Source organism: Pseudomonas sp. MONT-RG-20F-20-E-7-02, from assembly GCF_022662395.1.
GTDB lineage: Bacteria > Pseudomonadota > Gammaproteobacteria > Pseudomonadales > Pseudomonadaceae > Aquipseudomonas.
In genome coordinates this window covers 299,434-318,296 of sequence record NZ_JAKNQN010000001.1, presented here as the reverse complement: position 1 = coordinate 318,296, position 18,863 = coordinate 299,434, and the positions used below count along the sequence as shown (strand labels likewise).

At 58.7% G+C, this 18,863-nt stretch carries 19 protein-coding genes; 9 read left to right on the top strand and 10 right to left on the bottom strand.

Features of this window, described 5'->3' with window-relative positions; translation table 11 throughout:
• Positions 1 to 64 precede the first annotated feature (64 nt).
• Complete coding sequence (locus tag L8I05_RS01460; RefSeq protein WP_242166973.1) at positions 65 to 655, bottom strand: DTW domain-containing protein; 591 nt, start codon at positions 653 to 655, stop codon at positions 65 to 67.
• A gap of 5 nt (positions 656 to 660) precedes the next feature.
• Entirely contained in the window at positions 661 to 1,554 is an 894-nt protein-coding gene (locus tag L8I05_RS01455) for a LysR family transcriptional regulator (RefSeq protein ID WP_027603788.1), read from the bottom strand.
• A 297-nt stretch (positions 1,555 to 1,851) separates the two neighbouring features.
• On the opposite strand from L8I05_RS01455, the gene speB reads away from it, so the two are divergent.
• Genes speB through L8I05_RS01435 form a run of 4 tightly spaced genes read left to right on the top strand, consistent with a single transcriptional unit; the run spans position 1,852 to position 6,167 of the window.
• A complete protein-coding gene (gene speB / locus L8I05_RS01450; RefSeq protein ID WP_003210733.1) occupies positions 1,852 to 2,802 on the top strand; it encodes an agmatinase in 951 nt (316 codons plus the stop codon).
• Entirely contained in the window at positions 2,802 to 3,224 is a 423-nt protein-coding gene (locus L8I05_RS01445) for a nuclear transport factor 2 family protein (protein WP_242166972.1), read from the top strand. Before speB ends, L8I05_RS01445 begins: the two co-directional genes overlap by 1 nt.
• Positions 3,225 to 3,245: 21 nt before the next feature.
• Entirely contained in the window at positions 3,246 to 4,760 is a 1,515-nt protein-coding gene (locus L8I05_RS01440) for a cytosine permease (protein WP_242166971.1), read from the top strand.
• Between the two features lie 24 nt (positions 4,761 to 4,784).
• Positions 4,785 to 6,167 carry a sodium:solute symporter gene (locus L8I05_RS01435; protein ID WP_242166970.1) on the top strand — a complete coding sequence of 461 codons (1,383 nt, stop codon included), beginning with the start codon at positions 4,785 to 4,787 and terminating at the stop codon, positions 6,165 to 6,167.
• 75 nt (positions 6,168 to 6,242) lie between these two features.
• Here the strand turns inward: L8I05_RS01435 and L8I05_RS01430 are convergent, their stop codons facing one another.
• The 3 genes from L8I05_RS01430 to L8I05_RS01425 all read right to left on the bottom strand — a co-directional run bounded on the left by L8I05_RS01430 (position 6,243) and on the right by L8I05_RS01425 (position 9,890).
• Complete coding sequence (locus tag L8I05_RS01430) at positions 6,243 to 8,345, bottom strand: FAD-dependent oxidoreductase (protein ID WP_242166969.1); 2,103 nt, start codon at positions 8,343 to 8,345, stop codon at positions 6,243 to 6,245.
• A 387-nt stretch (positions 8,346 to 8,732) separates the two neighbouring features.
• The gene (locus L8I05_RS29495; protein WP_256347311.1) at positions 8,733 to 8,855 is read right to left on the bottom strand and encodes a PA1414 family protein; all 123 of its coding nucleotides are present in this window, start codon (positions 8,853 to 8,855) and stop codon (positions 8,733 to 8,735) included.
• A 141-nt stretch (positions 8,856 to 8,996) separates the two neighbouring features.
• Positions 8,997 to 9,890, bottom strand: coding sequence for a LysR family transcriptional regulator (locus L8I05_RS01425; protein ID WP_242166968.1), 894 nt, complete (start codon positions 9,888 to 9,890; stop codon positions 8,997 to 8,999).
• A 103-nt stretch (positions 9,891 to 9,993) separates the two neighbouring features.
• Between L8I05_RS01425 and L8I05_RS01420 the strand changes: the two genes are divergently transcribed.
• Complete coding sequence (locus L8I05_RS01420) at positions 9,994 to 11,193, top strand: MFS transporter (protein ID WP_242166967.1); 1,200 nt, start codon at positions 9,994 to 9,996, stop codon at positions 11,191 to 11,193.
• Here the strand turns inward: L8I05_RS01420 and L8I05_RS01415 are convergent.
• From L8I05_RS01415 to L8I05_RS01405, 3 genes are all read right to left on the bottom strand, one after another.
• Positions 11,105 to 12,547: an NCS1 family nucleobase:cation symporter-1 gene (locus L8I05_RS01415; RefSeq protein WP_159958752.1), complete on the bottom strand. Its 1,443-nt coding sequence runs from the start codon at positions 12,545 to 12,547 to the stop codon at positions 11,105 to 11,107. The two genes, L8I05_RS01420 and L8I05_RS01415, sit on opposite strands and share 89 nt — an antisense overlap.
• A gap of 198 nt (positions 12,548 to 12,745) precedes the next feature.
• Positions 12,746 to 13,144 (bottom strand): DUF2177 family protein, encoded by a 399-nt coding sequence (locus tag L8I05_RS01410; RefSeq protein ID WP_242166966.1) that lies wholly within the window; start codon positions 13,142 to 13,144, stop codon positions 12,746 to 12,748.
• A gap of 52 nt (positions 13,145 to 13,196) precedes the next feature.
• Positions 13,197 to 14,033, bottom strand: coding sequence for a S1-like domain-containing RNA-binding protein (locus tag L8I05_RS01405; protein WP_028617391.1), 837 nt, complete (start codon positions 14,031 to 14,033; stop codon positions 13,197 to 13,199).
• A 323-nt stretch (positions 14,034 to 14,356) separates the two neighbouring features.
• On the opposite strand from L8I05_RS01405, the gene L8I05_RS01400 reads away from it, so the two are divergent.
• The 3 genes from L8I05_RS01400 to L8I05_RS01390 all read left to right on the top strand — a co-directional run bounded on the left by L8I05_RS01400 (position 14,357) and on the right by L8I05_RS01390 (position 16,399).
• Complete coding sequence (locus tag L8I05_RS01400; RefSeq protein WP_003193095.1) at positions 14,357 to 14,536, top strand: hypothetical protein; 180 nt, start codon at positions 14,357 to 14,359, stop codon at positions 14,534 to 14,536.
• Between the two features lie 207 nt (positions 14,537 to 14,743).
• Positions 14,744 to 15,466, top strand: coding sequence for a TorF family putative porin (locus L8I05_RS01395; protein WP_242166965.1), 723 nt, complete (start codon positions 14,744 to 14,746; stop codon positions 15,464 to 15,466).
• A 66-nt stretch (positions 15,467 to 15,532) separates the two neighbouring features.
• A complete protein-coding gene (locus L8I05_RS01390) occupies positions 15,533 to 16,399 on the top strand; it encodes a DUF6279 family lipoprotein (RefSeq protein WP_242166964.1) in 867 nt (288 codons plus the stop codon).
• Positions 16,400 to 16,511: 112 nt separating this feature from the next.
• Here L8I05_RS01390 and L8I05_RS01385 read toward each other — a convergent pair whose 3' ends face one another.
• Positions 16,512 to 16,901: a transcriptional regulator gene (locus L8I05_RS01385; protein WP_069551088.1), complete on the bottom strand. Its 390-nt coding sequence runs from the start codon at positions 16,899 to 16,901 to the stop codon at positions 16,512 to 16,514.
• A 154-nt stretch (positions 16,902 to 17,055) separates the two neighbouring features.
• Here L8I05_RS01385 and L8I05_RS01380 point away from each other — a divergent pair, with 154 nt between their 5' ends.
• Positions 17,056 to 17,331, top strand: coding sequence for a hypothetical protein (locus tag L8I05_RS01380; RefSeq protein ID WP_242166963.1), 276 nt, complete (start codon positions 17,056 to 17,058; stop codon positions 17,329 to 17,331).
• Between the two features lie 48 nt (positions 17,332 to 17,379).
• Here the strand turns inward: L8I05_RS01380 and L8I05_RS01375 are convergent, their stop codons facing one another.
• Complete coding sequence (locus tag L8I05_RS01375) at positions 17,380 to 18,726, bottom strand: DEAD/DEAH box helicase (protein WP_053257387.1); 1,347 nt, start codon at positions 18,724 to 18,726, stop codon at positions 17,380 to 17,382.
• Positions 18,727 to 18,863: the final 137 nt, after the last annotated feature.

The window sequence follows — 18,863 nt, the reverse complement described above, 5'->3', positions numbered from 1 at the left end:
TTCCTGAAAAGGTCAGCCTATCGCGCGCCCTGCGTCTATTCGGGTAGTTATGTAGCACTCGGCATCAGCCGTGGTTTTTTTCGAAAACCGCAGGCCCCATTGCCGCTATCTGGCCTTCGATCAACGCGTCGAAAGGCTTGAGCAACGGCTCGAATGAAGCCGGTGCTTCCAGCACCTGCAATGCTTGCGCGATAGCCTCCACGGTGGACAAGGCGCCCGGCCCTGGCGCCTTGCGCAGTCGATAGCGCGACACGCTGTCGCCCGCCAGCGTCACCCGTGGCAATGCGGCCAGCAAAGGATTGAGGTGCAGCAATTTGCGCGCCTTGCGCCAGGTGCCATCAGGCACGACCAACAACAGCGGTGCGTCGTCAGGCGCATAGGCTTGCAGAGGCTGGGCGTCGTCAGCAGGAAACAGCAGGCGCGCCTGATAACCGGGCGGGTTCAATAACGTCTCCAGGTCGTCGAACACCTCGCCCACCACCAACTGCGCATTGTTCAACCCCAACGCCGCCAATCGCGCGGTGTTGAGTGCGTGGTTGACTTCACTCGGGTGCTGCAACAGCAACACGCGAGTGCGGCTGTCGAGGCTGGGAATCAGCGCGCACAGGCAGTGAGTGGCAGGCCTGAGGCAACGGGAACACTGGGGTCTGGGCATGGTTTTCAGGCCTGATTGAGCTGGGCTTTGAGTAAGTCGCGAAAGGTTTGGATCAGCGGTTCACGGCTACGGCCACGGCGCATGATCATCGAGAACGGCGCCTGATAGCCGAAGGTTGCCGGCAGCAGCACGCGCAGGTCGCCCTTGTCGGCCCACGCCTGGGCGTAATGCTCGGGCAGGTAGCCAATATAGGCGCCGGACAGCACCAGAATCAGCTGCGCCTCCATACTTTCCACGGTTGCCGCGCTGTGTTTGAAGCCGTGGCGCGCCAGCTCGGCCTGGCTCCAGTAGCCGCGCCCGACCATGCGTTGCTGGGTGATCACTTGTTCGGGAATGCGCCGCTCGCTGAACAACGGGTGCCGGGTGCTGCAATACAGCCAGTGCTGCTCACGGTACAGCGGCATGTAGATCAGCCCGCTCATGCGGTTGGAAAAAGCGCCGATGGCCAAATCCAGGCGGTTGTCCTGCACGCCCAGTTGCAGCTCATAAGGGCTCATCACCGACAAATTCAAGTGCACCGCCGGGTGTTCCAGGCTGTACGCGCCGATCACCTCGGCAAAGGGCAGCGCCTTGTCGCTGACGGTGGAGTCGAGCACGCCGAGCTTCAGCGTGCCGCGTAACTCGCCTTTCAGCGCGGCGGCGTATTGCTCGAAACCTTCCAGCTCGCCCAGCAGGCGCAAAGTTTCCTGATGGAACAGCTCGCCTTTGCTGGTCAGGCTGAACCCGCCACGCCCGCGATGGCACAACACCAGGCCCAAGGCCGATTCGAGCTGGCTCATGTAGGTGCTGATCGCCGAGGTCGACAGGTTGAGTTCATGCTGGGCGTTGGCGAACCCCTGGTGCCGCACGACGCTGACGAAGATGCGCAAGAGTTTCAGGTCGGGCAAGGCGTTGGCCATGGGGTCTCCAGATTCAGCTAATGCGCCGCGATCCCATGGTGGGAGCTGGCTTGACTGCGATGGCGGTGTGTCAAACAAAGCTATGTGGCTGACCCACCGCAATCGCAGGCAAGCCAGCTCCCACCGTTGGACGGCACTCGACAGAAGGATCGGTCAACCCCAACACAGACGAGCGAGTTTACCTCAGCCATTAGTTTAGAAAAATCTGAACTAAGTATTTGCCTCTGCCGATTCTTCCCACCCGGGGCTTTTCGCAGAATCGGCCCCTAATAAACAAAACAACGATGAGGCAATCCCGTGGACAAGATTTTTCACCAACCACTGGGCGGCAACGAAATGCCGCGCTTCGCCGGCATCGCCACCATGATGCGACTCCCCCACTTGCAGTCAGCCAAAGGCCTGGATGCCGCCTTTGTCGGCGTGCCCCTGGACATCGGCACCTCGCTGCGCGCCGGCACCCGCTTCGGGCCGCGTGAAATCCGCGCCGAATCGGTGATGATCCGCCCTTACAACATGGCCACCGGCGCCGCGCCGTTCGACTCGTTGTCGGTTGCCGACATCGGCGATGTGGCGATCAACACCTTCAACCTGCTCGACGCCGTGCGCATCATCGAAGAAGCCTACGATGAGATCCTCGAGCACAACGTGATCCCGATGACGCTGGGCGGCGACCACACCATCACTCTGCCGATCCTGCGGGCGATCCACAAGAAACACGGCAAGGTCGGGCTGGTGCACATCGATGCCCACGCCGACGTCAACGACCATATGTTCGGCGAGAAAATCGCCCACGGCACCACCTTCCGCCGCGCGGTGGAAGAAGGCTTGCTCGATTGCGACCGCGTGGTGCAAATCGGCCTGCGCGCCCAGGGCTATACCGCCGAAGACTTCAACTGGAGCCGCAAACAGGGGTTCCGTGTGGTCCAGGCCGAAGAATGCTGGCACCACTCCCTCGCGCCACTGATGGCCGAAGTGCGGGAGAAAGTCGGCGGCGGCCCGGTGTACCTGAGCTTTGATATCGACGGCATCGACCCGGCCTGGGCACCCGGCACCGGCACGCCGGAAATCGGCGGGCTGACCACCATCCAGGCCATCGAAATCATCCGTGGTTGCCAGGGTCTCGACCTGATTGGTTGCGATCTGGTAGAAGTTTCGCCGCCGTACGACACCACCGGCAACACCTCGCTGCTCGGCGCCAACCTGCTGTACGAGATGCTCTGCGTACTGCCCGGCGTGGCGCACCGCTGATGAGCGCGCACGAGGTGCTGCAAGCCGCGGCCGACCTGGTCTCGGCCTTCGCCCGCAATGACCGCGCCGCCTACTTCGGCGCGTTCACGGCGGATGCCAGCTTCGTGTTCTACACCCTCCCCCAGCCGTTGCTCAGCCGCGATGCCTACCAGGCAGTGTGGGACGGCTGGCGCCGGGACGAGGGGTTTGAGGTGCTGTCGTGCACCTCAAGCAACGCCGTTGTCAGCCTGCAAGGTGACGTGGCGATTTTTATTCATGACGTGGCCACCGAGCTGCGCATGAACGGGGAGCAATCTTTTAGCCAGGAGCGCGAGACCATTGTCTTTAAACGGCAAGGGGCAGACGCACAACAAGAACAAGGCCTGTGGCTGGCCTGTCACGAACATTTGTCCGCTATGCCGGAAGGGCTGCCGCCCCATTAGCCAATGTGATCGGAGCTGATCATGAATAATAAAAACAACGATAAAAGTATTCGAAAGATAGAAACCAACGGGGTCGAACAGATCCCGGACCACGAACGCACCGCCGGGCCCAAGGATCTGTTTCGTCTGATCTTCGGCGGTGCCAATACCTTTGCCACCGCCGTGCTGGGCTCATTCCCCGTGCTGTTCGGCTTGTCGTTTCAGGCCGGTGTCTGGGCGATTGTGCTGGGCGTGCTGGTGGGCGCGGTGATCCTGGCGCCGATGGGCCTGTTCGGGCCGATCAATGGCACCAACAACGCCGTATCTTCCGGTGCGCACTTTGGTGTCCACGGGCGGATTGTCGGCTCGTTTCTGTCGCTGCTGACGGCGATTGCCTTCTTCTCACTGTCGGTGTGGAGTTCAGGTGATGCACTGGTCGGCGGTGCGAAACGGCTGATCGGCCTGCCGGAAACCGACCTGACCCTGGGCCTGGCCTACGGTCTGTTCGCCCTGCTGGTGCTGACCGTGTGCATCTATGGTTTTCGCTTCATGCTGTGGGTCAACCGCATCGCGGTGTGGGCAGCGAGCCTGCTGTTCCTGCTGGGTATCTTCGCCTTTGCACCGGCCTTTGACAGCCACTTCGCCGGCACTGTCGCGCTTGGCCAGACCGGCTTCTGGGCTGCCTTCATCGGCGCTGCGCTGGTGGCCATGAGCAACCCGATTTCCTTCGGGGCATTTCTCGGTGACTGGTCGCGCTATATCCCGCGTGAGACGCCGAAAATGCGCATCATGCTGGCGGTAGTCCTGGCCCAGATCGCCACCTTGATTCCGTTCCTGTTCGGCCTGGCCACCGCGACCATCGTGGCGATCAAGGCACCGGACTACATCGCCGCGAACAACTACGTCGGCGGCTTGCTGGCCGTGGCACCGAGCTGGTTCTTCCTGCCGGTGTGCCTGATTGCGGTGATCGGCGGCATGTCCACAGGCACCACCTCGCTGTATGGCACGGGGCTGGACATGTCCAGCGTGTTTCCGCGCCTGCTGTCGCGGGTCAAGGCCACGCTGCTGATCGGGGTGATGTCGATTGCCTTCATCTTTATCGGACGTTTCGCCGCCAACCTGGTGCAGAGCGTGTCGACCTTCGCCGTGCTGATCATCACCTGCACCACGCCGTGGATGGTGATGATGATCATCGGCCTGATCGTGCGCCGCGGCTTCTATTGCCCGGATGACTTGCAGGTGTTCACCCGCGGTGAGACCGGTGGGCGCTACTGGTTCAGCCATGGCTGGAACTGGCGCGGGCTGGGGGCCTGGATCCCGAGTGCGTTGGTGGGCCTGTGCTTCGTCAACCTGCCGGGGCAGTTTGTCGGGCCGCTGGGCAACCTGGCCGATGGCATCGATATCAGCTTGCCGGTGACGCTGGGACTGGCGTCGGTGGTGTACCTGAGTTTGCTTCGCCTGTTCCCGGAACCGCCGTCTGTTTATGGCCCCCAGGGGCCGCTTCGCAGCCCAGCGGGAGCAAGTTCCCTCGCCACAAAAAGCGCCTCAATAGCCTAAAAAAATAATCGGAGACCCGCCGTCATGGCTTTGGATTTATTCGTCGTACTCATCTACGCCGCCGGCATGCTCGTGCTCGGCTATTACGGCATGCGCCGCGCCAAGACCCACGAAGACTACCTCGTCGCCGGTCGTAACCTGGGCCCGTCGCTGTACATGGGCACCATGGCTGCCACCGTGCTGGGCGGTGCGTCCACCGTCGGCACCGTGCGCCTGGGTTATGTCCACGGCATTTCCGGCTTCTGGCTGTGCGCCGCACTGGGTGCCGGGATCATCGCGCTGAACCTGTTCCTGGCCAAGCCGCTGCTGAAGCTGAAGATCTTCACCGTCACCCAGGTCCTGGAAAAACGCTACAACCCCATGGCCCGTCAAGCGAGCGCGGTGATCATGCTGGCCTACGCGCTGATGATCGGCGTGACCTCGATCCTGGCCATCGGCACCGTGCTGCAAGTGCTGTTCGGCCTGCCGTTCTGGGTCTCGGTGTTGCTGGGCGGTGGCGTGGTGGTGGTGTATTCAACCATCGGCGGCATGTGGTCGCTGACGCTGACCGACATCGTGCAGTTCGTGATCAAGACCGTCGGCCTGATGTTTATCCTGCTGCCGATCTGCCTGTACCGCGTCGGCGGCTGGGATCAACTGGTGGCCAAGCTGCCGGCGTCGAATTTCAGCTTCACCGAAATCGGCTGGGACACGATCATCACCTACTTCATGATTTACTTTTTCGGCATCCTGATCGGCCAGGACATCTGGCAACGGGTGTTCACCGCCCGTGACGAAAAGGTCGCCCAGTACGCAGGCACATTCGCCGGTTTCTACTGCATCCTCTACGGCCTGGCCTGCGCGTTGATCGGCATGGCGGCGCACGTACTGCTGCCGAACCTGGACAACGTCAACAACGCCTTCGCCGCCATCGTCAAAGCCTCGCTGCCGGACGGCATTCGCGGCCTGGTGATTGCCGCTGCCCTGGCAGCGATGATGTCCACCGCCAGCGCCGGTTTGCTCGCCGCCTCCACCGTATTGACCGAAGACCTGCTGCCGCGTCTGCGTGGCGGCAAACAATCGAGCCTGAACATCAACCGCCTGTTTACCCTGCTGACCGGCATTGCCGTACTGGGTATCGCGCTGGTGGTGAATGATGTGATCAGCGCCCTGACCCTGGCCTACAACCTGTTGGTGGGCGGCATGCTGATCCCACTGATGGGCGCGATTTTCTGGAAGCGCGCGACCACATCGGGGGCGATTGCGTCCATGACCTTGGGCTTCGTAACCGCGCTGGTGTTTATGTTCAAGGATGGTTTGGACGCCAACACGCCGATCTACTACAGCCTGGCGGTCGGGCTGGTGAGTTTTGTAGTGGTGAGTCTGTTGTCGCGCCGGCCGGAGGCGGTGGTGGCGCGGGCGATTTGAGCTATAAAAGAAGTTAAAGCGGTTTCTTCAGCGGGTGCGACGTCGGATGTCGCGCCCGTTTTTTTTGCTTCACTTTCAATCATCCCACAGCGTCGAAGTCGCAGGCGCTCTTGCCTGGATAATCTCCTGGACTAAAGAAGCCCACAACAATCCCTGGGTTGTGCCTGCAGCATAAGTTGCCCCAGCGACAATTCGGTTGTACGCGGACCAGTAAACGATTGAGAGTCCATCTGAAGTACCGGGTCTGGCACATTCGATTACCTGCAAGTCACCACGTTCGAGTGCAGTACGGTAAGACGTTGGAAAGTGCCGACAAACAGCAGCCAGACAATCCGCCAATATTTGTTCCTTGTGTTCCGATGCCGAACCGGGTGGAACCTGTCCACCCGAAACGAGAATGTGGTCGCCGTCCAAGCGACAATTCATCACACCGATTGGCAGATCGTACTGCAGCTTGAGCCCGCGCATTTCCCTTCCTTCACTACCCATAGCGCGTAATTTGAAAAACCAACCAATGATCGCAACCGCTTCCGGTTCCTCTACCCCCATTGCAGTGACGACGAAGTGCTCTCTGCTCAGATCAGAAATTTGAACCGGACTCAGTTGCTGGGCCAGGAAGTTAACCCCAGAGCGTTGCAAAAGCCTCACTATCTCTTCCATTAGATAGGTAAATTCCAGGTCGTAGCCCGATACTTCAATCGCCCGACTGATCCCGGGGATTGCATAATTTGCCTGGAGTTGCAGTTGACTCATCTCTGCACATTCACATCCCGGTTTACCACTTGGCCAAGGCCTGTTTTCAATATCGCGTTGATCGCGGATCGCGGCATCTACGCCACCGCTGTCGCCCAAATAGGCTCGTACGATCCTAGAGCGCGCGAATTGTTTCAGCGATGGGTTATCCGCCAGGAGCTTTTCAAATAACTCAATGCCCGCACGATTGCACTCAACGGCCAGAAACTGATTTCCGGGCGTCAGGTAATCGTTATGCAGCGGCTTTGCGGTCGTCTCCGTTGCCGACAGATGGCGCATGTTCACAGGCTTATGGCTGGCGCCATCGCTTTGCTGATTGGTTCCGTACACCGTGACCTGATAATTCGCCAGTCGAAACATCACGGCTTGAAGCAGGCCGTTTATTCCTCTGCCAATGATGGAAACGCGCGGCGCGACTCTATCCGCGTGATGTGAGGGGATCGTCAGGCTGTGGGCAATTTTGCGGCCGACAAGGCCGCGCATGGCCATCAAACTCAGCTGAACCGAGACCGCATAGTCGAGGTCGCAATGGCAGGCTTCGGTGGTTGCCGCTTGCGTAGTCAGCGTCGCCGGATTTCGCCACGCTGAGACACTACACCCGAGCGCTTGAGTGCGAGCCCGAAACGCATTAAGTGTTGCAGGCCCGTAATCCAGAATAAGCTGTATGTTTTCAGCCGTTGCCAGCGCCTGCAAAGCATCATCGCTAAAGACATCCGGTTTGGCGACACAAACCAGGCGGGCTTTTCTGCGCAGGCACTGAATGAAGGTTTGATCAATACAATGAGCGGTTTCATCATTTAGCGCCAAACATAGGGCGAGAGCGCAAGTGCCTTCCAGCGCTTCAAGCCAGTTTTCGAAAAATGACACTCTAGCGTTGTGAAGTGCATTCCCGGTGGTGTCTGGTCCTCGGCCTTTTCGAACTAACACGTTGATCCGGACATCCGGATCCCGATCAAGCAATATCCTAACTAAATCTTTTCCAACATTACCGTAGCCCAGCACACAAACATTCCGGGGGATCGAGCCATCCGCCAGCGTCAGCCAGTGCGCGATATAGTCAGCCACATGCGGTGCATTGACGCCAGGCGTATTGATGACGCGGATATTGTTGTTGTCACACAGGTCTCGTTGGACCTTATCCAGACTTGTGCCTCTACGGATTAAATAGAGTTCTCCAAAAGGATGAGAGATACGCCATTGATCAATGATATCGCCATCAATTGATTGATCGCCGACAATGATCGTTGATGGGCGCAGCAGCGCGATCTGCATGAGCAGAGCGTGCTTGGTTAGGGTTGGGGGAAGAAATACGACATTGCTGGGTGCATCGGCCTTCCAGCCTCTGGACACAGGTGCAATATGTAAAATATGTCCTGTTGTAGCAATGAGTGACGCGACGACTGGCGGAATGGAAGAGAGCATCATGGCTTATCTCCAGCACAGCTGACTTAGTTGCTCGGACATCTGGTTCTTCACATTAAAAATGTTACAAACCTTAATGGCGCTAAACCTACGCTCATATTTTTAATTTTATAAGCCAGTCAGTTCCGACAAACTGGTAGTCCAATTCCGACACTTGCGAAATCTTAGTGACGCGCGGAAGCTCGTGTGATTTGAAAGAGGTCAGGATTTACAGCGGTTTTGCTTCGGCAGATGCAGCGCTAAATGTCGTGGGCGCTTTTTCACCTTGCGCAAAAAAAGTGGGAGCGGGCTTGCTCGCGAAGGCGATGTGCCAGTCAACTTTTTATTGACTGATACATCGCCTTCGCGAGCAAGCCCGCTCCCACATTTAAACTGTGGTCGGCCGAACGATTAGCGCCGACGTGGACGACGCTGCTCATCATCTGTGCGAATCGGCACAGGTTGCAGCGGTGGCTCGATCAAACCGAGCGCGACGCCAACGTCGTGGAGCCAGTTTTGAATTTTCTCTTTCATGGTTGTCCCCTTTGCGGGTAATGCGAGTCGGCGAGAGTTTTTCGCCTTTTCCTACAGTGATAGTAGCCCTAAGCCCTACGTAATGCTTGAACGAAAACACAACGAACTATTACTGAATTGATCCAAATCCAGACAGATCGTTCAAGCAATCGCGCGGGCGTCCTGCAAGAACTTGGCTTTACCTTCCTGCTGCAGGTCGATCCATGCGTTGAGGTTAGCGCCGAGCATACCCTTTCGCCACATCAGCCAGGTCGTTGCAGTAGCAAAAGGCCCTGTCAGCGGATGAACGGACACACTGCCCTTGCCTGGCAAGCTGTCGAGCATCGATTCGGACATCAATGCCACGCCGGATCCGGCAATGACGCAGGCAAGCATGCCCTGATAGGACTCAATCTCAATCGCTCGGCCCATCGCCACCCGCTCGTGAGAAAACCAGGTCTCCAACCGTGTGCGGTAGGCGCAACTGCGGCGAAAAGTGAAGACCGCGCGACCGGCAACATCCTGCGGCCCACGCACAGGCGGGTGATCAGCCTCGCAAATCAGCACCAGGCGTTCTTCGCACAGCGGCACGCCGTCCAACGTGGCGATGGTCAGCGGGCCGTCCACCAGCGCCGCGTCCAAACGGCCGGTGATCAACCCTTCCAGCAGTTCACCGCTGGGCGCCGACTGCACTTGCAGGTTCACCATCGGATAGGCCTTGTGATAACGCGCCAGAAGTTGGGGCAAATGAATCGCGGCGGTGCTGTACATGCTGCCAAGCACGAAGTCACCGGCTGGCTGCCCACCCTGCACGGCGCCGTGGGCTTCGTCGTGCAGTGCGATCAGACGCGTGCTGTAGTCCAGCAACACTTTGCCCGCAGGAGAAAGCTGCAAACGCTGGCGCTCGCGAACGAACAGCTCGACCCCGAGCTGCTCTTCCATTTGCTTGAGCCGGGTCGACAGGTTGGACGGCACGCGGTGCAGGCGCTCGGCAGCACGGGTGATGGAGCCCTCTTCCGCCACAGCCTGGAAGATCCGCAATTGACTGAACTCCATACCTTTCTCCAAAACTGAACAAGTTACTCACTATTATTCATTTTTACAGAAAGTCAATTCACTTTAGCCTGAAGGTCTTCGCTTGCTTGCAGGAAACCTGAACATGTCACCGCTGATTCGCTTACTCGCTAGCTTTATCGCGCTAATGATGGCCATGGGCATAGGCCGCTTCGCCCTCACCCCGCAAATGCCGCATTTGCTCAGCGAGGGGCAGATCGACCTGACCGGTGCCGGGATCATCGCCGCCGCCAACTACCTCGGTTACTTCGTCGGTGCAGTGGATTCGATTTTTGCGCGCAGCCACCATCACGTGCGGGGGCGCCTGTATGGCGGGCTATGGCTGTGCGTACTGCTGACTCTGGCGTCGTATTGGGCGCATGGGTTCTGGGCGCATTTGCTGTTGCGCTTTGGAACCGGCGTCGCGAGTGCCTGGGCACTGGTGATGATCACCAGCTTGAGCCAGCCGCTGGCAATCGCTGCCGGGCGCCCACGCTTGGGCGCGTTGGTGTTTGCCGGCCCGGGGCTGGGGATTCTGTTGACTGGCTTGCTGGCGCTGGGCTCCAACTTGCTGGGCCAGGACTCTGCCACCTTGTGGCTGGTGTATGGCGTGGTGGCGCTGGTGATGCTGCTGGCGATCCTGCCGTTTTTACCGAAACCGACCTCCACCGTCACCCACACCACCAGTGCGGGCAGCAACGGCAGCATTGCGCACCTGTGCTGGATTTACTTCCTGTATGGCCTGGGCTACATCATCCCGGCGACCTTTTTGTCGCAGATGGCCAGTGCGCAATTCAAGGGTGCCTGGCAGGCCGACCTGTTCTGGCCCTGCTTCGGGCTCGCCGCAGCACTGGGTGTGGTGGTGGCGAGCCTGCGCCGCAAAGACCCGAACACCACCCGCCGCTGGCTGATGACAACCTTGTGGCTGCAAGCGGGCGGAGTATTTGCCTGCTTGCTGGGCAATGGCTGGGGCCTGGCGCTGGGCGTGTTGCTGTGCGGCGCGCCATTCCTGGCCTGCATGCAACTGGTGATGGCGCGCTTGCGTGAGGTGGCGCCCCACGGCTACCAGCGCAGTACCGGCTTGCTGACCGCCAGCTTTGCCATCGGCCAATTGAGCGGCCCGCTGCTGGCGTCGGTGAGCAGCCATCTCAGCGATGGCCTGCAACCGGCACTGATCATCGCAGGTGCCGGCTTGTTACTCGCAAGTGCAGTGTTGTTCAACCGGCAACCATCGGCGTTGGGATGCGAACCTGCTCTCGCCGCGCCAGGACCAGGAAAAACAGCCCACCCAGGAAGCAGCCGGTAAACCAGGCAAAGTTGGCCATGCCCTGCAATGCCGGCGTGAAGGTGATCGCAACGCCCACCAGCGTTGCCGGCACCAAGGCTTTGACGGCCGTCCAGTTCACGCCGCCGTCGAAGTAATAGCGCCCGCTCGGGCTGTCATCGAACAGGGCATCCACGTCGATTTTCTGTTTTTTGATCAGGTAGAAGTCCACCAACAGGATCCCGAACAGCGGCCCGATAAAGGCGGCGAGAATATCCAGGGTGTAGTGAATCATCAGCGGATTGTTGAACAGGTTCCATGGGGTAATAAAGATCGACGCGACTGCCGCGATCATCCCACCGGCACGCCAACTGATTTTGCTCGGCGCGACGTTGGCGAAGTCAAACGCAGGGGACACGAAGTTGGCGACAATGTTGATGCCGATGGTAGCCGTCACGAAGGCAAAGGCGCCAAGCAATACGGCCATGCTGTTGTCGATACGCGAAACGGTGGCAATCGGGTCGTGCAGCATTTCGCCAAACACCGGCAAGGTGCCCGACACGATGACGACGGTCACCAGCGAGAACGCCAGGAAATTTACCGGAAGGCCCCAGAAATTGCCGCGACGCACGTCGCGCATGCTGCGGCAGTAGCGGCTGAAATCGCCGAAATTCAGCGTCGGCCCGGAGAAATACGAGACCACCAGCGCCGTTGCCACAATCACCTGACCAACAGCCTGCCAGCCCGACAGGGATTTTTCCGCCAGGGTAAAGCTGATATTGGCCCAGCCGGCCTTCCACACAATCCAGCCTGCCAGGGCGAACATCACCGCGTAGACCACCGGACCCGCCCAGTCGATAAAGCGTCGGATGGATTCCATACCCGCCCAGAACACCGCAGCCTGCAACACCCACAAGCTAAGGAAACCAAACCAGCCCAAGTAAGACAGACCGGCAAAATGCGGTTCTGCATATACCGCCATTTGTGGGAAAAAGCGCAGCACCACGATGATCAAGGCACTCGAGGCCAGGTACGTCTGAATCCCATACCAGGCCACCGCGATCAAGCCGCGTATCACTGCCGGAATATTCGCCCCGAATACGCCAAAGGCCAGCCGGCAGATAACCGGATATGGCACCGCCGCTTGCTGACTCGGTTTGGCCACCAGATTGGCGATCAATTGCACGATGCAAATGCCCGCGAGCAACGCAATCAGCACCTGCCAGCTGGCCAGCCCGAGCGCAAACAGGCTGGCGGCGAAGACGTAACCGCCGACGCTGTGCACGTCGCTCATCCAGAAGGCGAAGATGTTGTACCAGGTCCACTTTTGCGGCAGTGGGCCCAGGTCCTGGTTGTACAGGCGCGGGCTGTAGCCTTTGGGCAATTGTTCGGTCATCGCTTGGCTCCTCGAAATACCGGCCTGCGCTGCCGTAACAGAATGCATACGGGAGGCGGCATGGTTTGTATACGAGGCGTTCAGCAGAATACGTGCCAATGGCACACAATCCCTCTGGAACGGCGCTCCAAAGGGATTGATAAGGGCTTATAGCCGGGCGCTACGCTCAGCAACGGTGCACATTAATCCTGTACACAATCAGCGTTGCACCCGATGTGCACACAGATAACCGACGGTACAACACGCGGCCGTCAGGAACGTGCCCCAGGCCATGTCCATGACCGCCAAGCCAGCAGACCAGCCTTGCAGCGTGGCCCAGTTGCTCAAGTCATAGGTGCCATAGGCCACCAAGCCAAGCAGCGCACCCAGGCGCGCGGCCCGTTGCCAACTGCCGCTTGGCAGGACCACGAACACCACACAACCGATGACATACAGGAGGTAGAACAGTACGGCAGGCAGCAGCCGAGTCTGATCAAGCATCAGCGAGCCGAGCAGGGATTTGTAGGTCGGCCCCATGAGGACGCCGAGCCAGAGGCCGTCGAGCACCAAAAAGGCGAGCAAGGTGCCGAGGTAAGCGAACAGTGTTTTTTTGGTCATTCACGCAGCCTCTGCAGGAGCCCAATTGCTCCTACAGAAGAGCAAATCGCACTCAGCTTAGTTCAATGCGATCCGCGTGAATCACAATCTGACCTTGCTTGTAGAGCGCACCAATGGCCTTTTTGAAGTTGCCTTTGCTGACGCCGAACAAGTTGCTGATCACCGCCGGGTCGCTCTTATCGCTGACGGGCAGGCTGCCGTTGTTTTCGCGCAACTTGGCGAGGATCTTCGAGTTCAGGCTGGAGGCCGCTTCCTGGCCGACCGGCTGCAGGCTCAGGCTGATGTTGCCATCGGCGCGGATCTCTTTGATGAAGCCTTTCTCTTCCTTGCCCGGGCGCAGGAACTTGAACACTTCGTTCTTGTGGATCAGGCCCCAATGCTTGTTGTTGATGATCGCCTTGAAGCCCATGTCCGTAGCTTCGGCCACCAGCAGGTCAACTTCCTGGCCCACCTGGTAGTTGGCAGGCGTCTTGTCCAGGTAGCGGTCCAGCCGCGCGGTGGCGGTGATGCGCTTGGTGTGCTTGTCGAGATAGACGTGCACCACGCAGTACTCACCGGCGGTCAGCTGACGTTTTTCTTCCGAATACGGCAGCAATAAATCCTTTGGCAAACCCCAGTCGAGGAATACGCCAATGCTGTTAACCTCGACGACTTTCAAACTGGCGAATTCGCCGACTTGAACTTTCGGCTTTTCAGTCGTTGCGATAAGTTTGTCATCGCTGTCCAAGTAAATGAACACGTTCAGCCAGTCTTCATCTTCACTGGGAATATCTTTGGGGATATACCGATTCGGCAAGAGGATTTCGCCATCTTGCGCACCGTCCAGGTACAAACCAAAGTTAGTGTGTTTAACCACTTGCAAGCTGTTGTAGCGCCCGACTAAAGCCATTTCCAAATACCCTCGTTACGTGGGGCGCATTCTACCCGAGTTGCGCCGCGCACGCGCGCGCGCCTGAAAAATCGTGGCGTGGCGTGGCGATCCAATGGCACCGCCCCGCTCGTCTGATCAGAGCACTGAATTTTTCCTGAGGAGGCTGGCCGTTTACTCAAACGCTTTCGAGTTAAAACAGTAAGTTAGGGCGTTATTTCACTGACAAACTTTGGCTGATTTGAGCGCGCTCAATTATTCCTGAGGGATATTTGCCAAGCAATTGTCAAGTATTTCCTGTACGATGCCTGGCCAAGTTAATTTTCTACAGGTTAGTGGCCGCCATGCGCGTAAAAGCATCCAACAGCAAAGCAAAGCCAGCTCCAGCCGTTGAAACCAGCGAATCGATCAACAGCCAGATTGCTGCTTTCCTCAAGTCCGGCGGCGAAATCCAGCAAATTGCCAAGGGCGTGAGCGGCCAGACTTTCGGCCCGTCCAAGCAGATCAGCCTGGGCAAAAAGTAAAACTCGCGCAGTACTTCTGGTCCCTAAGCGTCTTGTCCTCAAGGCGCTAGGACTAGAGACCAAAACCCCTCTCTGCATCATCCAGTAGTGTGCTAATCGACGAACGGGCCTCACCTCCAGGCTTACGCCGGTATGCTTGCACACGTCTAGCACGGGCATCTGCCCGATTCTTCCTGTTACTGCTCCTCGCTTTTCATGGAGTGAAGCATGCTCAAGCCCTGCTTTTTTCTCATAGCTGCCCTTGCGGCAAGCCCCGTTGCCGAAGCGCAGATTTTTCAGCGTGAGCTGGGCGATTTCGACCTGAAGTTGGGCACTACGCCAAGCCGCAGCATGGCCCAGGGCCTGGTAAAGCCCACGTCCCCCGGCAGCGACTCGTTCCACGGTGGCCTGGACCTGAGCCATGACAGCGGCCTGTATTTTGGCCAGTTCTCACCGAACATAGGGCTATCCTCTGCCAATAACCTCGAAGTCGACTCCTATATGGGCTTCAAGCGCCCTTTCGACCAGACCTTGGGCTATGAAGTCGGATTGATCCACTACAGCTATCCCAAGCTCAGCCCGCTGGACAGCCAGGAGTTCTACGGCGGTCTGAATCTGCTGGGCAATCGCTTCGGCGTCTCTTTCAGCAACGACCCCGACCGCCACGACAGCACCCTGTTCGCCGACCTGGGGGGTACGCAGCCCTTCGGCATCGGCGTCAGCATGAAGTACACCACCCACCAACTGGGCACCCCGGCCTCCGTAGAGGGCGGCGCCATCAGTTCGTTCAGTGACTGGTCGGTACAGTTCTCCCGCGCATGGAAGGGCATCGACCTGGACCTGATCTACAGCGACTCCAGCCTCAGCGGCGGCGACTGCTCGGCCTACTCTGGACACAACTCGCAATGCGATGGCCTGTTGACGTTGAAGGCCGCTCGGTCGTTTTATTGACGGGCTGAACTGTCGCACCCCGCGCAGGCTCACATGCATTAACCCCCTCTGCGCAAGGAATCGCCCATGCTGCGTCGGCTCAAACTAATGGTGGTATTGCTGACCCTGAGCCTGGTGCTCGCCGGCTGCAATCGCGTGGGCCTGGCCTACCGCAATCTGGATGTCATTATCCCCTGGACACTCAACGACTACCTGGACATGAACGCCGGGCAGAAGAGCTGGTTCAACGACAAACTCAAGGAGCACCTGGCCTGGCACTGCACCACGCAATTGCCAGGCTATCTCGATTGGCTCGATCGCCTGCAACAGATGGTCGACAACAATCAGGTCACCGACGCCGCGTTGCAGGCCCGTACCGTCGAAGCCAAGCAGGCGATTGCCGAGGTGGCCCGCGAGATCACACCGTCGGCCATTCAACTGCTGCAAGGTTTGGATGATCAGCAGGTCAAGGAGATGAGCGACGCTCTGGCCAAGGACTTACGCAAGCGTCAGGACGAATACCTCAAGCCGCCTCTGGAGCAGCAGATCAAGGAACGTGCCCAGCGCATGAGCAAACGCCTGGACGCCTGGATTGGCCCGCTCAGTGCCAGCCAGCAAAACCGCGTCACCGCCTGGTCTATTGCCCTGGGTGAACAAAACGAGCAGTGGATCGGCAACCGCGCCCGCTGGCAGACGCAGTTCATCGCCGCCGTGCAGCAGCGCAAAAACGCCGACTTCCCGCAGAAAATCCAACAATTGCTGGTGGACCGTGAAAGCCTGTGGACGCCGGATTACAAGGTTGCCTATGCCCAGACGGAAGCGGCGGCACGCAGCCTGATTGTCGACTTGATGGCGGAAAGTACCGTGCAGCAACGGTTGAAGCTGACTCAGAAAATCGACAGCGTGCGCAGCGATTTCAAGGCGCTCAAATGCCTTAAAGGCGCCGCCATTTAAAATGTGGGAGCGGGCTTGCTCGCGAATGCAGTGAATCAGTCACAAGACGTATCGACTGAAACTCCGCATTCGCGAGCAAGCCCGCTCCCACATGAGGTCTGTGGTCTATCTTTCAGGCAATCTGCGCCTTCGAAGCCACTTCATCAAACGTCGCCGGCTCCAGCGCGTCCGCCTGGTCATCCAGCACCTGGCGCGGGTGATCATTGCCCGGAATGGAGCTATCAATCAGCGCCAGGAGCTGTGCGCCGCGAGCGGTCAGGATGAAATTCTCACCATTACCGCCCTCTTCTTCCGGGCGCGATTCAATAAACCCACGCTTGAACAGCAGCGCTTCATAATCCGCAGCGGTCTTTTTCAGCGTATCCAGATTACCGGTGGATTCACCCGCCGTGGCCTTCTCAGCCGCCTCCTGCTCAGCGTATTTACGTGGGGCAAAGCTGCCTTCGCCGTTCTGCACTTCATGCAGCAGACGTTCGATCAAATCCCAGTTGTAAGTCGTCATCCTGATTCCTCCTGCAGGCCGGTGGAAAGTAGCCCGTCTAAAGGTGTGACATGTCTCGTCACTGGCCGTTCAGCTGAATAGACAGCCGTCATTTCTCTGAACTTTCCAGACGTTCGCCACCTCAACTGAACACCACTGCCAAGGAGGTCCGACCATGAAAACCCTGATAAACCTGGCCATCGCCGCCACGCTGCTGACTGCCCTGCCAGCCTGGGCGTGTACGCCTGAAGAAGCCACGGCGAAACGCGAACAACTGGCTCAGGAAGTGACCAAGCTTACTAAGCAGAACCCGACCAAGGCCAAAGAAATGAATGCAGAACTGCAGAAAATGGACATGGACACGACGGCTGCGGACTTGCCTGACAAATGCCAATTGATCGATCAGCGCCTCAAAGACCTCGAAAAAGCCGCCGCTGAAAGCAAAAACTGAAGGCATAAAAAAACCGGACATTGTCCGGTTTTTTCACATCACCCTGCCTTACTCGGCAGCCGGTGCTTCTGGCTTGCGGCGCTTGAGCGGCGCCATGCCATCCTTGCTGACGAGCGACAGGTTGTCAGTCTTCGGCCGGTTGGCAATCTTGCGCTTGGTCGGCGACTTGGCACCGGCCTTTTTCTTGTCGCCCTTGGCGTCGACCTTTTTCTTCTTCACGCCAACTGCCTTGCCCGACGCCTTGACCTTCTTCGGCCCGGTGTAGGTGCCTTTGACTTCCTTGATGGTGCGGCGCTCGAACGACTGCTTGAGGTAGCGCTCGATGCTCGACATCAGGTTCCAGTCGCCGTGGCAGATCAGCGAGATCGCCAGGCCATCGTTGCCGGCACGCCCGGTACGGCCGATACGGTGCACGTATTCGTCGCCGCTGCGTGGCATGTCGAAGTTGATGACCATGTCCAGGCCATCCACGTCCAGGCCGCGCGCGGCGACGTCGGTGGCCACCAGGATTTTCACGCCGCCAGCCTTGAGGCGGTCGATGGCCAGTTTGCGGTCCTTCTGGTCTTTCTCACCGTGCAGGACGAACGCTTTGTAGTCCTGCGCCACCAGGCGGCCGTAAATACGGTCAGCCGCCGCGCGGGTGTTGGTGAACACGATGGCCTTCTGATAGGTCTCGTTGGCCAACAGCCAGTTGAGGATCTGCTCTTTGTGCACGTTGTGGTCGGCGGTGACGATCTGCTGACGCGTGGTCGCGTTCAGGTCGCTGACGTTGTTGACCTGCAAGTGCTCAGGGTTGTTCAGGACCTTGGCAACCATGTCGCGCAACGTCGACCCACCGGTGGTGGCGGAGAACAGCATGGTTTGCTGGCGATTCACGCATTCAGCCACCAGGCGCTGCACGTCATCGGCAAAGCCCATGTCGAGCATGCGGTCGGCTTCGTCGAGCACCAGCACTTCGACTTCCTTGAGGTCGAGGTTGCCGGCGTTGAGTTGTTCAATCATGCGCCCTGGCGTGCCGATCAGAATATCCGGCACCTTGCGCAGCATGGCGGCCTGGACTTTGAAGTCTTCACCGCCGGTGATCAGGCCGGACTTGATGAAGGTGAACTGCGAGAAGCGCTCGACTTCCTTCAACGTCTGCTGGGCCAGCTCGCGGGTCGGCAGCAGGATCAGGGTTTTGATGCTGACGCGGACTTTGGCCGGGCCGATCAGGCGGTGCAAAATCGGCAGGACGAAAGCGGCGGTCTTGCCACTCCCGGTTTGAGCCGTCACCCGCAGGTCACGCCCTTCGAGCGCGAGCGGGATGGCCGCTGCTTGCACAGGCGTAGGCTCGACAAATTTTAGCTCGGCCACGGCTTTGAGCAGGCGTTCGTGCAGGGCGAATTGGGAAAACACGGGTGCTACCTCGAAGAAATACAAAATATCAGCTGCATAGGGTAACGGTTTCGGGCGTCCAAACCGAGTTTCTTTACGCGAACAGGGCGAATCAGCTGCTTTTTTGTCAGGATATTTGTCTACAACGTCAACTTTGA

What these genes read in the sequence shown, in the direction of transcription:
- L8I05_RS01380 (WP_242166963.1), top strand. Translation starts at nt 17,056, where the DNA reads ATGAAAACCCTGATAAACCTGGCCATCGCCGCCACGCTGCTGACTGCC.
- L8I05_RS01435 (WP_242166970.1), top strand. Translation starts at nt 4,785, where the DNA reads ATGGCTTTGGATTTATTCGTCGTACTCATCTACGCCGCCGGCATGCTC.
- L8I05_RS01385 (WP_069551088.1), bottom strand. Translation starts at nt 16,901, where the DNA reads ATGACGACTTACAACTGGGATTTGATCGAACGTCTGCTGCATGAAGTG.
- L8I05_RS01430 (WP_242166969.1), bottom strand. Translation starts at nt 8,345, where the DNA reads ATGATGCTCTCTTCCATTCCGCCAGTCGTCGCGTCACTCATTGCTACA.
- L8I05_RS01425 (WP_242166968.1), bottom strand. Translation starts at nt 9,890, where the DNA reads ATGGAGTTCAGTCAATTGCGGATCTTCCAGGCTGTGGCGGAAGAGGGC.
- L8I05_RS01415 (WP_159958752.1), bottom strand. Translation starts at nt 12,547, where the DNA reads ATGACCGAACAATTGCCCAAAGGCTACAGCCCGCGCCTGTACAACCAG.
- L8I05_RS01460 (WP_242166973.1), bottom strand. Translation starts at nt 655, where the DNA reads ATGCCCAGACCCCAGTGTTCCCGTTGCCTCAGGCCTGCCACTCACTGC.
- L8I05_RS01400 (WP_003193095.1), top strand. Translation starts at nt 14,357, where the DNA reads ATGCGCGTAAAAGCATCCAACAGCAAAGCAAAGCCAGCTCCAGCCGTT.
- L8I05_RS01420 (WP_242166967.1), top strand. Translation starts at nt 9,994, where the DNA reads ATGTCACCGCTGATTCGCTTACTCGCTAGCTTTATCGCGCTAATGATG.
- L8I05_RS01440 (WP_242166971.1), top strand. Translation starts at nt 3,246, where the DNA reads ATGAATAATAAAAACAACGATAAAAGTATTCGAAAGATAGAAACCAAC.
- L8I05_RS01395 (WP_242166965.1), top strand. Translation starts at nt 14,744, where the DNA reads ATGCTCAAGCCCTGCTTTTTTCTCATAGCTGCCCTTGCGGCAAGCCCC.
- L8I05_RS01445 (WP_242166972.1), top strand. Translation starts at nt 2,802, where the DNA reads ATGAGCGCGCACGAGGTGCTGCAAGCCGCGGCCGACCTGGTCTCGGCC.
- L8I05_RS01405 (WP_028617391.1), bottom strand. Translation starts at nt 14,033, where the DNA reads ATGGCTTTAGTCGGGCGCTACAACAGCTTGCAAGTGGTTAAACACACT.
- L8I05_RS01410 (WP_242166966.1), bottom strand. Translation starts at nt 13,144, where the DNA reads ATGACCAAAAAAACACTGTTCGCTTACCTCGGCACCTTGCTCGCCTTT.
- L8I05_RS01390 (WP_242166964.1), top strand. Translation starts at nt 15,533, where the DNA reads ATGCTGCGTCGGCTCAAACTAATGGTGGTATTGCTGACCCTGAGCCTG.
- L8I05_RS01455 (WP_027603788.1), bottom strand. Translation starts at nt 1,554, where the DNA reads ATGGCCAACGCCTTGCCCGACCTGAAACTCTTGCGCATCTTCGTCAGC.
- L8I05_RS29495 (WP_256347311.1), bottom strand. Translation starts at nt 8,855, where the DNA reads ATGAAAGAGAAAATTCAAAACTGGCTCCACGACGTTGGCGTCGCGCTC.